The 13,821-nt window shown below is 49.9% G+C and carries 9 protein-coding genes; 5 read left to right on the top strand and 4 right to left on the bottom strand.

Features of this window, described 5'->3' with window-relative positions; all coding sequences use genetic code 11:
* Window positions 1-93: 93 nt before the first annotated feature.
* The 3 genes from ACLTOQ_RS11435 to ACLTOQ_RS11425 all read left to right on the top strand — a co-directional run bounded on the left by ACLTOQ_RS11435 (window position 94) and on the right by ACLTOQ_RS11425 (window position 5,605).
* A complete protein-coding gene (locus tag ACLTOQ_RS11435) occupies window positions 94-3,885 on the top strand; it encodes a phosphoribosylformylglycinamidine synthase (RefSeq protein WP_262587392.1) in 3,792 nt (1,263 codons plus the stop codon).
* Window positions 3,886-4,036: 151 nt separating this feature from the next.
* The gene (locus ACLTOQ_RS11430) at window positions 4,037-4,915 is read left to right on the top strand and encodes a transposase (RefSeq protein ID WP_412319470.1); all 879 of its coding nucleotides are present in this window, start codon (window positions 4,037-4,039) and stop codon (window positions 4,913-4,915) included.
* 36 nt (window positions 4,916-4,951) lie between these two features.
* Window positions 4,952-5,605 (top strand): epoxyqueuosine reductase QueH, encoded by a 654-nt coding sequence (locus tag ACLTOQ_RS11425; RefSeq protein WP_412319469.1) that lies wholly within the window; start codon window positions 4,952-4,954, stop codon window positions 5,603-5,605.
* 75 nt (window positions 5,606-5,680) lie between these two features.
* On the opposite strand, the gene ACLTOQ_RS11420 is transcribed toward ACLTOQ_RS11425, so the two are convergent.
* Complete coding sequence (locus ACLTOQ_RS11420) at window positions 5,681-6,694, bottom strand: hypothetical protein (protein ID WP_337562216.1); 1,014 nt, start codon at window positions 6,692-6,694, stop codon at window positions 5,681-5,683.
* 38 nt (window positions 6,695-6,732) lie between these two features.
* Between ACLTOQ_RS11420 and mscL the strand changes: the two genes are divergently transcribed.
* The gene (gene mscL, locus ACLTOQ_RS11415; protein ID WP_337562218.1) at window positions 6,733-7,170 is read left to right on the top strand and encodes a large conductance mechanosensitive channel protein MscL; all 438 of its coding nucleotides are present in this window, start codon (window positions 6,733-6,735) and stop codon (window positions 7,168-7,170) included.
* Window positions 7,171-7,201: 31 nt separating this feature from the next.
* Here the strand turns inward: mscL and ACLTOQ_RS11410 are convergent, their stop codons facing one another.
* Window positions 7,202-8,041, bottom strand: coding sequence for a polysaccharide deacetylase family protein (locus ACLTOQ_RS11410; RefSeq protein ID WP_337755268.1), 840 nt, complete (start codon window positions 8,039-8,041; stop codon window positions 7,202-7,204).
* Between the two features lie 162 nt (window positions 8,042-8,203).
* Between ACLTOQ_RS11410 and ACLTOQ_RS11405 the strand changes: the two genes are divergently transcribed.
* Window positions 8,204-9,832, top strand: coding sequence for an HAD hydrolase-like protein (locus tag ACLTOQ_RS11405; RefSeq protein ID WP_412319468.1), 1,629 nt, complete (start codon window positions 8,204-8,206; stop codon window positions 9,830-9,832).
* A 269-nt stretch (window positions 9,833-10,101) separates the two neighbouring features.
* On the opposite strand, the gene asnA is transcribed toward ACLTOQ_RS11405, so the two are convergent.
* Window positions 10,102-11,112 (bottom strand): aspartate--ammonia ligase, encoded by a 1,011-nt coding sequence (gene asnA, locus ACLTOQ_RS11400; protein ID WP_021915280.1) that lies wholly within the window; start codon window positions 11,110-11,112, stop codon window positions 10,102-10,104.
* A 204-nt stretch (window positions 11,113-11,316) separates the two neighbouring features.
* On the bottom strand, window positions 11,317-13,818 hold the full coding sequence (locus ACLTOQ_RS11395) for a YfhO family protein (protein ID WP_412319467.1): 2,502 nt from the start codon (window positions 13,816-13,818) through the stop codon (window positions 11,317-11,319).
* Window positions 13,819-13,821 lie beyond the last annotated feature (3 nt).

Genomic DNA, 13,821 nt, shown 5'->3' with positions numbered 1-13,821 from the left:
CACTTTTGCTACCATGAAAAGAAATTTTGTGATAGAATTGGTAAGACTGAGCTGGAAACGTAAAATGCCGCCTGTGCGGCAAAAGGAGGACAAATGGAAAACGTAAGACGGATCTATGTGGAAAAGAAGACCGGTTACGCGGTTAAGGCACAGGAACTGAAGGAGGATCTGATCGGTTATCTGAATATGTCAGGGATCGAAGATGTCCGGATGTTCATTCGTTATGATGTGGAAAATATCAGTGATGAGGTTTTTGAACAGGCATGCCGTACTGTTTTTTCCGAGCCGCCTGTGGATATTCTGTATCGCGAGACGATCGAAATCCCTGCAAACGGACGCGTATTCAGCGTTGAATATCTGCCGGGACAGTTTGACCAGCGTGCAGATTCTGCCGTACAGTGCGTTCAGTTTTTAAAAGCGGAGGAGCAGCCGATTATCCGTACCGCAGTTACTTATTTGATTACAGGAGATCTGACAGACGAAGAATTTGACAAGATCAAGGCTTACTGCATTAACCCGGTGGATTCCAGAGAGACCGGTATGGAAAAGCCAAAGACGCTCGTAACCGAGTTTGCAGAGCCTGCAGATGTCAGGATTTTAGACGGCTTTACTACGCTGGATGCAGACGGATTAAAGCAGCTGTACGATTCTCTTGGTCTTGCGATGACCCTGCAGGATTTCAAGCATATCCAGAAGTATTTTGCAGGCGAGGAAAAGAGAGATCCTTCCATGACGGAGATTCGTGTGCTGGATACCTACTGGTCTGACCACTGCCGTCATACGACGTTTTCCACTGAACTGAAAAATGTCGCATTCGGAGATGGTTTTTACCGGGAACCGATGGAAAAAACCTACCAGAGCTATCTGGATGCGCGTGCAGAGATCTTTAAAGACCGTCCGGATAAGTTTGTCTGCCTGATGGATCTTGCACTGATGGCAATGCGTAAGCTCAAAAAAGAAGGCAAGCTGGAGGATATGGAGCAGTCCGATGAAATCAACGCCTGTTCCGTTATTGTTCCCGTTGAAATGGACTACGGCGATGGTCCTGTCACCGAGGAATGGCTCGTATTTTTCAAAAATGAAACCCACAACCACCCGACCGAAATCGAACCCTTCGGCGGTGCGGCAACCTGTCTGGGCGGCGCAATCCGCGACCCGCTTTCCGGCAGAGGTTATGTATATCAGGCAATGCGCGTGACCGGTGCAGCGGATCCCACCGTTCCGGTTGCGGACACCTTAAAGGGAAAGCTTTCCCAGAAAAAGCTGGTGCGCGGCGCAGCATCCGGTTACTCTTCCTACGGCAACCAGATCGGCCTTGCGACCGGTTATGTAAAAGAAATTTATCATCCCGATTATGTTGCAAAGCGTATGGAGATCGGCGCGGTTATGGGCGCGGCTCCGAGACGCAACGTCATCCGTGAAAACTCCGATCCGGACGATATCATTATCCTGCTGGGCGGACGTACCGGACGCGATGGCTGCGGCGGCGCAACCGGTTCCTCCAAGGTGCATACGGAAAAGAGTATCGAAACCTGCGGTGCTGAGGTGCAGAAGGGTAACGCTCCGACCGAAAGAAAGATTCAGAGACTGTTCCGCAGAGAAGAAGTTTCCCGTCTGATTAAAAAGTGTAACGACTTCGGCGCAGGCGGCGTTTCTGTTGCCATCGGCGAGCTGGCAGATGGTCTGACCGTTGATTTGGATAAGGTTCCCAAGAAATATGCCGGTCTGGATGGTACAGAGCTTGCAATCTCCGAATCTCAGGAGAGAATGGCGGTCGTTGTTTCTCCGAAAGACGTTGATACCTTCTTAGGCTATGCGGCAGAAGAGAACCTGGAGGCAGTTCCGGTTGCGGTTGTAACCAAAGAACCCCGTCTGGTTTTAAACTGGCGCGGCAAGAGCATTGTAAACCTGTCCAGAGCATTTCTGGATACCAACGGAGCACACCAGGAAACCGATGTTTTTGTAGATGTTCCGTCGAAAGAAGATAACTATTTTGAGCAGTATGCAGTTCCTGCTGTAAAGGAAGCCGTAAAAGCCGGCGATCTGAAAAAGGCATGGAAAGCGCTGCTGTCGGATTTAAATGTCTGCTCCCAGAAGGGTCTTGTGGAAATGTTCGACTCCTCCATCGGCGCAGGCAGCGTGCTGATGCCTTACGGCGGTAAGTATCAGCTGACCGAGACCCAGGCGATGGTTGCCAAGCTTCCGGTCCTGAAAGGAAAGACCGATACGGTAACAATGATGGCATACGGCTTTGATCCGTATCTGTCCTCCTGGAGCCCTTACCACGGCGCAATTTACGCGGTTGTGGAATCCATGGCAAGAATCGTAGCGGCAGGCGGCGATTTCTCCGGAATCCGCTTTACCTTCCAGGAATATTTCCGCCGCATGACCCAGGATCCCGAACGTTGGAGCCAGCCTTTTGCGGCGCTGCTGGGTGCTTATGACGCGCAGATGGGATTCGGACTTCCGTCCATCGGCGGTAAGGATTCCATGTCCGGAACCTTTAACGATATCGACGTACCTCCGACGCTGGTTTCTTTCGCTGTGGATGTTGCAAAGGAAAAAGATGTTATCAGCCCGGAATTAAAACAGGCTGGAAACCGTCTGGTTCGTTTCTCCATTCAGAAGGATGCTTACGATCTGCCGGATTATGAGCAGGTAATGGCACTGTATGCAAAGATTACCGAGCTGATGGGCAAGGGCGTGATCGTTTCCGCATATGCACTGGACAGCTATGGTGTGGCAGCAGCCCTGTCCCGCATGGCATTCGGTAACGGACTTGGCGTTGCAATTGAGGAAACGGTTTCTGCAGAGGAGCTGTTTACAAACGGCCTTGGCGATCTGGTGGCAGAAGTTCCGGCAGACCGTCTGGCGGATATGGATGTTGCTTATACGCTGCTCGGCACGGTAACGGCAGAGCCGGTATTTACCTATGGAAACATGACCCTTTCCGAAAAAGAGGCGCTGGATGCGTGGAAGAAGCCTCTGGAAAAGGTATTCCCTACAAAGGCAGTCAAGGACACGGACGCAGTAGAAACCGGCCTGTATGAGACGAATCACATTTATGTATGCAAGAATAAAGTAGCGAAGCCTACCGTATTCATCCCGGTATTCCCCGGCACGAACTGTGAATACGACAGCACAAAAGCATTTGAACGCGCAGGTGCACAGGTTGTAACCCATGTATTCAGAAACCTGAGCGCAGAGGACATCCGTTCTTCCGTCGATGCGTTTGCAAAAGAGATCAGCCAGGCTCAGATCATCATGTTCCCCGGCGGATTCTCCGCAGGCGACGAGCCGGATGGCTCCGCAAAGTTCTTCGCAACTGCATTCCAGAACGAGAAGATCAAAGAAGAGGTTATGAAGCTTCTGAAGGAAAGAGATGGCTTATGTCTTGGTATCTGTAATGGATTCCAGGCGTTAATTAAGCTCGGTCTGGTTCCTTATGGCGAAATCGTCGGACAGAAGGACGATTCTCCGACCCTGACCTTTAATACGATCAACCGTCACATTTCCAAGATGGTATACACCAAGGTGGTTTCCAACAAGTCTCCCTGGCTGCAGGGCGCTGAGCTTGGAAAAGTATATGTCAATCCGGCATCCCACGGTGAGGGACGTTTCGTAGCTCCGAAGGAGTGGATTGACAAGCTGTTTGCAAACGGACAGGTAGCAACCCAGTATTCTGATCCGGAAGGAAGAATTTCCATGGATGAAGAATGGAATATCAATGGCTCCTACAGCGCGATCGAAGGCATCACCTCTCCGGATGGACGTATCCTGGGCAAGATGGCGCACTCCGAGCGCCGCGACAGAAGCGTTGCACAGAATATCTACGGCGAACAGGATCTGAAGATCTTCGAGTCCGGTGTGGCATACTTTAAGTAAAAGGCTGTAAACAACAATAGAATGCACGCTCTGCGAGCATTCTATTGTCATGAATAATTTCGAAGACCTCACAGAAGGGAGAAATCTCTTCTGTGGGGTCTTCGTGGTTATGGGGTAGTACCTTTTAAGGTAGTACGAAGATAGGATTATTATGGAACAATGCGATTTGGATACGGAAGAATCCTCCGTTTTGGAGCATAAAGAATATGCGGAAAGCATCGGAGCGTCGAGAGATACGGTCAAAATTCGAAAAAAGTCTACCGTATATGGCGTGGAATTTGTTATACTGGGAATGGAAGGACAGGAGCATATTCATTATGCGATGCCCATGCGGGTAATGGGGTATGATTATGCAGCTTATCAGAAGCAATATGTGGACAATGCGGCAAAGTATAAAACAGCAAAGAGCTTGACAGAAGAGGAATATCTGTCAAAAATGAAAAAGGATGATCGGCTGGTTCCTGTTATAACAGTTGTTGTTTATTATGGGGAAAAGCCGTGGGACGGTGCGGTGTCTCTGCATGGGATGCTGCATATTTCAGAGGAAATGAAGCCATTTGTCAATGATTACCGGATGCACCTCGTGGAAGCGAGAAAAAATGATCTGAAGCTGCATAATATCAACAACCGGGATCTGTTTAATCTGCTCGGTATTCTGTTGGATCGGAATGGAAAGCTTCAGGAAACAAGAGATCGGGCGATAAACTACGCCAGAGAGCATCGAGTGGAAAAGACAGTGATTATGACTGCTGCGGGCGCGGCAAACTGTAAAATAGATTATAATAAAATTGCCAGGAAAGGAGGTGCTGATATGTGCACCGTGTTTGAAGAGACGAGGCGTGAGGGGATAGCAGAAGGAGAAGCAAAAGGAATTATTGAGACTGGATATGAATTTGGGATTTCAGAAGAAGAGATTCTTGCAAGATTACAGAAAAAGCTGAACATTTCTCTGGCAGAAGCGCAGGAGTATGTAAAAAAGTTCGGCAGGAAAAGTAAATCAGAAGATTCCGATGCAGAAGAAAATGGTTAAAATATAAAATTTTTCTGCATGTGAATAAGAGGAGAAATGAACAAAATTAACTATCAAAAAGAACTGGAATACCTAATCGATAAGCTTCCGGATCATCACCGGCGGCTGTTTTTGCACAGCTGCTGTGCGCCGTGCTCTAGCTACTGTCTGGAATATTTGCGGCAGTATTTCGACGTGACGGTATTTTATTACAATCCAAACATCAGCTTTTTGGAGGAATACCGGCATCGGGTGGAGGAATTAAAACGTCTGGTGAGCACGCTGAATGAAGAGGCGAAAGGGTCTGAAATGCTGAACCAGATCGCACTTTTGGAGGGCACTTACGAGTCGGAAAAATTTTTCGAGGCGACGAAAGGGCTGGAGGACTGTCCGGAGGGCGGAGAGCGCTGCTTTATCTGCTACGAGCTGCGGCTGCGGGAAGCGGCGAGGCTGGCGGCAGAGGGCGGCTATGATTTTTTTACAACAACGCTGACGATCAGCCCACTGAAAAATGCGCAGAAGCTTAACGAAATCGGCAGCCAACTGGCGGAGGAATATCATGTGGCGTGCCTGCCGTCGGATTTTAAGAAAAAGGGCGGCTATTTAAGGTCCATCGAGTTAAGTCGCCAGTACGACCTGTACCGTCAGGATTATTGCGGCTGCGTTTTTTCAAAGCGGGAACGCGATAAAAGGATTGTACAGGAAAGCTGAAACAGATATACTAAAAAGCAAAGTACGAAACATGGGCTTTCGAAACGCAAGACGATCAGAAACGGTCGATGAGTCCTAAAACAGGGCGCGGATGTCTGTCAGTGCGTTGTCGATGACATCGAACTGCCAGACGCTGTGTCCGGGAATCCTGTGCTCCGTCAGATAATAATGTCCGTCAAAGGAAGAGATATAATAAGGCGTTCCGCCTCCGGCAAAGTTGTCATAAATATCCTCCCAGCTGCCGGAAGAAAGATCGTTTAAATCCTGCACGCGCAGGATCGTCGCATAATCCTGATTGCCGGTAAGGTCGGTGGAAACGGTGATGTAAAACCAGTCCTGAATGTGTGTCAGCTGGATCATGCCGGAGATTTCGGCAGGAACCGGGAACCGTTCCAGGATCTTCAGGTCTTTTTTGCGGGTGCGCAGAATCGACTGATTGCCGGAAACAAAGTACAGGTCGTCGCCGTCGATTGTAAAGGAGCGGACATAAATCTGATCCAGCTCTGGCACAGAGAGGATTTTTTCGAGAGCAACAGAGGGACTGTCCGGGTCGGGACGGTAAAAGACGTACAATTGTCCGGTCATGGAGCTGAGTACATAAAAACGTTTTTCCGTTTCATCATAGACGACGTAATGCGGGCGAGTGCCGATTTCGTTGAAAAGCTGGGTAAGATAAAACTGTCCGTCCTGTTTTTCAAAGATGAGGACGCGGTTGTTTTCGGTGTCATCTGCAAGATAAACGGTGCCGTCTCCTGCAATAGTGTGCCCGCGGTTGATCTGATCGGTCATTACATACCAGTCGGTAAGTAGAGCATCCGGTGTTTTCGAGGTCAGAATCTGATTGTGATAGCAGTCCACCAGAAAATAATCGTCACCGATTTTGGTAATCTGCGTGGGGACACTTAAGGATGGCTGCACATTTTTGACAGGTTCTGAGGAAACGGCTTCAACAGCTTCCGACCAGGAGAGCACCTGAGTGGAAGCGTTTTTTATGGTTTTCAGGATCAGGGCTGCCGCTGCAAAAATCAGGACAGCGAGCAGGATCAAAAAGATTGTAAGTTTTAAATGGGATAAATTTCTTCGTTTCATGTCCCAAAGTATAACATAACAAAAGAAAGGATACCACTATGAAAAAACTGTTGCAGGAATTTAAGGAATTTGCGCTGAGAGGAAATGTCATGGATCTGGCAGTCGGCGTTATCATTGGTGCTGCGTTTCAGGCGATCATCAATTCGCTGGTAAACGATGTGATTTCACCGCTGATCGGCCTGTTTGCCAATACAGATCTGACGTATTTGTCTGTGATGGTCGGGGATGTGGAAATCCGCTATGGTGCATTTTTGACCGCAGTGATCAATTTCATCATAATGGCAGTGATTATTTTCCTGATGGTAAAAGGGATGAATGCGCTGGCTGGTCTTGGCAAAAAGAAGGAGCCGGAAAAACCTGCTGTGAAAATGTGCCCTTATTGCAGAAGCAAGGTTGCGGCAGAGGCAACCCGCTGTCCGTACTGTACGTCTATGCTGGAAGTGAAAAAAGAAGATAAAAAAGAAGAAAAGAAATAATAGAATGCACGCTCTGCGTGCATTCTATTGTTTACGGTTCCGTCTTCGGAATCTGTACGCCGTCTGCATCCATATAATAGGAGTGCTTCCAGATCAGCTCGGAGATGGGAACTGGCTGATAGCCCTGATCCTCCAGATTGTCGATCAGGTCAGGAAGCGCCTGTGCGGTATAAACAGTTCCGGCATGGAACAGGAGGATAGAGCCGTTTTGGAGTTGGCGACTGTTTAAAATCCGATGGAGGATGTCCTGTGCCCCGTAGTCTTTCCAGTCCATGGAATTGATGTTCCACTGCACCGGATAACCGCCGGCTTCCTGGATGAGCCGGATAGCAGAGTTGTCATAGTTTCCGTCTTCAAAACGAAACAACGTCGTTTCAGAATCGGTAAGGCGATCAATTCGCTGCGTGAGATTTTCCAGTGTGAGCGTCTGTTCCCGGATGGAAAGAGATGCCTGCGTTGTCCACAGACCGCCGATATCGTGTCCGGCGTTGTGAATCGTACAGAGCAGCTCCGGATAGTTTTTTGCCCAGGTGTCGGAAACGAAAAAGGTGGCGTGCACATTTTTTTCTTTCAGAATTTCCAAAAGCTGCTGCATGTCTTGTGCACTGTAGGTGCAGTTGAAGGTCAGCGCGACTTTTTTCTGGTCGGTTTCGACACGGCAAATAGGCATAAATGTGCCGTTTACAGAGGCAGACGCCAGTGTTGTTACAGACGGAGGGGCGAGAAAAATGCACGCGCGGGCAAAGGCGAGGACGCCGAGCAAAAACAGGGCAGTTTGGAATGCAGACGAGCGGGAGAGGCTGTGCAGAGAGGGAAAAACGGCATAGTGGCGCAGTTTATTTTGAATCAGATGAACGAAATCTCGGATCATGAAGGCTCCTGCCGGATTTTTGTTACAACTTATGAACGCAGGAAACGGAAAATCTCTATTTCACAAAAATTTCATAACCTTTTCGTGTGCTTTCTGGTACACTATAAAGACAGGCTGCAGGCGTTTGGCTGCAGAACAGAAGAGAAATGAAAGGAGACTGTTATGTTTTCCTGTATTTTATTTGACCTGGACGGAACAATCAGCGATCCGAAACAGGGAATTTGCGGCTGTGTGCAGTATGCGCTTAGAAGCTTTGGGATTGAAGAACCGGAGCTGGATCGGCTGGAGCCGTTTATCGGACCGCCGCTTGCAGAGAGCTTTATGAAATATTATAACTTTACGGCGGAGCAGGCGCAGGAGGCAGTTGAGAAGTACCGGGAGCGGTTTTCTGTAACCGGCAAATACGAAAATGTGCTGTATCCCGGAATGGGAGCGCTTTTGCATGATCTGAAGGCATCCGGGGCGACGCTGGCGATTGCATCGAGCAAACCGACCGTTTATGTGGAGGATATTCTGGTGCATTTCGGAATCCGGGAATATTTTGACATCGTGGTCGGAAGCGAGCTGGACGGAAGAAGAGTGCACAAAGAAGAAGTGGTTGCAGAGGTGCTGTCCCAGCTTGCAGCGCGGGGCGAAAGCGATCCGGATAAGATGGTGATGATCGGCGACCGCAGCTTCGATGTGGAGGGTGCGAAAGCGATCGGTGCACACTGTATCGCGGTGTCATATGGGTATGCACAGCCGGGAGAGCTGGAAAATGCCGGTGCGGAGATCATTGTCCGGGATGTGGAAGGACTGCGAAGCGTACTGCTGGGCGGCACACAGGCAGGAAGCGGCACACAGGCAGGAAGTGGCACGCAGGCAGGAAGAGACACGCAGACAGGAAACAGAGCGCAGGCAGGAAGAGACACGCAGGCAGGAAACAGCACGGCGACTGGCTCGAATACCCTTTCAGAGCGCTATCGCGGCAGCGCTGCCAAAACGAAGACCAAATCCGGGCAGTTCTGGAGTGCAGTTGGAACCAGCGCACTGGCGATGTTTGCTTATTATGTAATCAGTCTCCTAATCAGCAGCGTAATTTTGACGGCGGTATCGATTGTGTATGCCATCGGGCTGCAGGAGCTGGAGGGCTCTTCCTACAATTTCTGGCTGAATGTGGCTAGCGCACTCTCGACGTTCGGTGCATTTATAATCTGTTACGGAATCTGGCACAAAAAGATCCGGTTCCATTCGACAAAAGAAATCGATAAACTGTCCATCGTTCCGATGGTGATTTTGGCGGCGGCAATTGCAATCGGCATGAACGGTGTTCTGACATTGACAGAATTGTATCGGTTCTCTCCGACCTTTCAGAGGGTTTCGGAAATGCAGTTCGATACGCCGGTGTGGCTGGGAATCATTTCCTACGGCATTCTTGCGCCGCTGGGCGAAGAGATCGTTTTCCGCGGCGTGGTCTATGGACAGCTGCGCAAGGTGTTGAAAGTGCCGTATGCGGTGGTGCTTTCCGGACTGGCGTTCGGTCTGTTCCATGGAAATCTTGTTCAGGCGGTCTATGCGACCGTAATCGGCTGCCTGCTGGCGCTGGTGTATGAATGGTATGGAACGATTGCAGCGCCGATGCTGTTCCACAGCGTTGCGAACCTGTTTGTGTATGTGATGTTAGAGCTGTTGCCCTTTGGCGGCGTATTTTTAAGCGTTCCGTCCTGTGTGCTGTTTTTGGTGCTGTCAGCAGGAAGCCTGTTTTTATTGTGGATGCTGCAGGGAAAGGCGGCATTGCGGCAAAAAGGATGAGCAGAGAAGAAGTTAAGATTAGCTGGTGACAGCGCCTGCATTGCGATGAGAAAAAGATCCTTTGTGAGATGCGCTGCCAAAAAAGAGCGAGGAAGTTGTACGATACAGCTTCCTCGCTCTTTTATGACAATGGAAGGTTCACGGAGCGTGCATTCTATAACAGGACAACGCGCAGACGCTTATCCTTATTCATGACAATAGAATGCTCGCAAAGCGTACATTCTATTGTTCATGACAATAGAATGCTCGCAAAGCGTGCATTCTATTGTTTACAGCAGCTGGATTCCGTGGGCTTCCGCTTCTTTGCGGATTTCCTCTGGCCAGATGGAGCACTGTACTTCTCCGATGTGCGCCTTGCGCAGGAAGAACATACAGATACGGGACTGACCGATACCGCCGCCGATGGTGTAAGGCAGCTCTTCGTTGAGGACTGCTTTCTGGAACGGAAGTTCTGCGCGCTCGGGACAGCCGGCTTTTTCCAGCTGGGACAGCAGAGCCTCTTTGTCCACGCGGATACCCATAGAGGACAGCTCCAGGGCGATGTCCAGAACAGGATAGTAAACGAGGATGTCGGCGTTTAATGCCCAGTCATCGTAGTCGGGTGCACGGCCGTCGTGGGGCTCGCCGTTTTCGAGCTTATCGCCGATCTGCATGATGCAGACAGCGCCCTTTGCTTTGGTGATGAAATATTCACGCTCCTTGGGCGTGTTGTCCGGGAACATGTCTGCAAGCTCCTGGGTGGTGATGAAGAAAATCTCACGGGGCAGAATCTCTTCGATGTAATCATACTGGATCGCCATGTACATTTCCGTTTTGCGCAGCGCCTTGTAAACGTCGCGGACGGTTGCTTTTAAGGTTTCCAGGTTGCGGTCCTTTTTGTCGATGACCTTTTCCCAGTCCCACTGATCGACGAAAATGGAATGGATGTTGTCAGTCGTTTCGTCGCGGCGGATGGCGTTCATATCCGTGTAAAGACCTTCGCCGAGAGAAAATCCGTATTCCTTGAGCGCGTAGCGTTTCCATTTTGCAAGGGACTGTACAACCTCTGCGCGGTAATCGTTCTGCTCGAGAATGCCGAAGGAAACCGGGCGCTCATAACCGTTTAAGTTATCGTTCATGCCGGAAGCGGGATCGACGAATAACGGAGCAGAGACACGCAGAAGGTTTAAATGACGGACCAGAAGACTCTGGAAAAAGTCTTTCACCGTCTTAATACCGATCTGGGTATCGTGCAGGTTCAGGGCGGAGGAATAATTCTCCGGGATGATTAAGTGTTCCATATTACCTCTTTTCTGCCGCAGGGCGGCATATTTCAATAATCTTAGGAAGCTGTAAAAAAGTGCAGCGGACGTTGGCTTCTGACAGAAACTCAGGGAATCAGGAATCAAACGTCTTATCGTGCAGGTACGGACAGCTGTAGCTGTTCGTACCTCCGGTTCCAACGCTGCACCAGTTAAAAATTATAGCATAAAATCAGCCGGGTGTCAGGATTTTTTTCCCAAACGCTTCTGAGCAACTCCGATTCCAATAAACATAAGCAGGCAGATCAGGCTGACGATCAGACCGGTGGTCAGACCTGCAGGGCGGTAGGAAAGCTCGATCGTGTGGCTGCCCTCCGTCAGCGGAACGGATAGAAATACACCATCATACACGTCGTAGTCTGCGGCTTCTCCGTCCACCTTCATTGTCCAGCCGGGTTCGTCCGCGATGGATAAAATCAGCCGACCGGCTTTGGTGACGTCGACATGTCCGGTCACATGGCTGGAATCATAAGAATCTACCGTAAAGGGCTGCTCAGAGAGCGTCTGCAGTGTGCGGGACAAAACTGCTTCATCCAGGCGCACAACAACGGCATTCAGCACGCTATCTTCGTCGTTGGTCAGTGTTACATGGTCGCCGGTTTCGTGACGACCGAGATCGAGGATATAGTCATATTTGACTTTTTTATACGTTTTGTTGACGCTGGCGGAAGAGATCGAAACGGTATCGATCTTGGAGCTTTTACAGTAAGCGTAGTAATGCCCCTCCGTGTATACATCAAAGAAAACCTGATTGCCGGATTCCTCTGATTCGATGGAAACAAAGAGCGGATCAGAGGTCGAAACAGAAGCCGCCATCCGATTTTGTACCTCGAACGGGTCGGAGGTCTCTTCAGAAAACTCAGAGGAAGAAAGATTCTGTCCATCCTGCAGGATAAATCCGGCGGGCAGCGTCTTGTTGTTTTTGTACAGGTAAACGCCGTCCTGCTCGTCGATCAGCGTGTAGAGGCTGGAATCCTCTGCATCGGAGCGGGAAAACAGGTAGCGGACATTTAAAAGCGCTGCGGAAAGCGGCGTCTGACCGTCAAAGCAGTAAAATACCTTGCTTTCACTCATGCCCATGCGGTCGTACCAGTCCTGAACCGCCGCGTTGGAGGTGGAAGAAAACAGCGACGCCGTCGGATAGCCTGCCAGCGCACCGTCATTTTTGGTGACGCGGCTGAGCTTTTCGTAGCGGTAAAAATCGGAATCTTTTTCTTCATTACGAGCAACTAACTCCCGGTAGGCGGGAATGCTTTCCAGATAGCTGCTGCGGCTGGTGGTGGAAACGCTCGTCAGCGCCATGTTGTAGGTTGATTCAAAAGCGACCAGCGCCAGCACGGCGATTGCAATCGCGCGCTGATACGGGAGGCTGTCTGCAGGCTGTTTTTCTTTCCCTTTTTTCCAGGCATAGAGCAGCAGCGCGTAGGCAGCAAGCAGGCAGGCGCTCAGCACAAAGGTGCCCTGGGTAAAGGCGTCGTCCTCCACGAGCTTTCCTGCCAGCAAAAGATAACCGAGCCCGCAGGCGAGGGAGACAAACAGCTCGCGCATGGTAAAGCCGTCGAGCTTTGAAAACGCCTCATAGCACATCAGCAGCACGAGCAGGATGTACAAAAAGGACTGACGTGCCGGAAGCGAATCCGGGTAGTTGAAACCGTGCCAGATGAAATTCAGGGTATTGACCGAGAAGCTGACGATGAAAAAGGCGCATAATACCAGTCTGCCGAGCTTTTCCTTCAGAGGGATTTTTCGGTTGACGATATAGAGCGGAATCAGGAAAAAGACTGCGCTGGAGCAGAAAATATTCGGCCAGTGATCCAGACCGGTTTCCCGGGATACACCGGTCGCATGCCGCGCGATTACGTCGAAGAAGGAAAAGTACCAGTTGATCTTTTCCGGAAAGTTGAATTCGGAAAATTCAGTCGCATGCAGGGCAGCGATTTCCGGGATCAGCAGCACAGCGGCGAGACCGCCAGCCAACAGGGAAAAGAAAGCAAAACGTCCGATTGCGCCAAGCAGCCTTGCGCGGAACGCTTTCCAGCCATCAGAGCCAAACAGGTTCGGCACGAGCACGAGAAAGTACAGGCACAGGAAGATGCAGACCATGATGGAAAGGTAATAGTTCGATAAAATGCACAGCCCGAGGGTGATGCAGTAGAGGCTGTATTTTTTTTCGAAGACCAGCTTTTCCAGACCGAGAACGATCAACGGAGCGAGGACGAGGGTATCCATCCACATGACGTTCCAGTTATATGCGGCAACGAAGCCGGACATCGCATAAAATGTGGAAAAGAACAGGACAGAAAGGTCGTTTGTGTGGAATTTTTCTGTCAAAAGCCAGGAAAAGGTGAAGCCGCACAGACCGATTTTGAAAACGACCATGTAGCTCATAAATTCGATTAAATATTTTTCGGGCAAAAGGAGCATCAGCCAGTTGAACGGGCTTGCGCTGTAGTAGCCGTAAAGAGACAGGTAATTGGAGCCCATACCGATGCGCCAGGAGTAGTAGAGCGGTTCGCTGTCGCGCACTTTCCGGACAAATTCTTCCAGAAAGGGGACGTACTGATGGTACATGTCGGAGTGCATGAAGCTCTGATCTCCGAAGGGATAAATGCCGTTGCCGATAAAAATCGCCATCATGGAAAGAAACGGCAGCAGGAAGGAAAAGAAACAGATCTTTTTTTTCATAAA

Origin of the sequence: Gallintestinimicrobium sp. (genome assembly GCF_046968865.1) — a bacterium.
GTDB lineage: Bacteria > Bacillota > Clostridia > Lachnospirales > Lachnospiraceae > Gallintestinimicrobium > Gallintestinimicrobium propionicum.
This window is presented reverse-complemented; position numbering and strand designations above follow the sequence as displayed.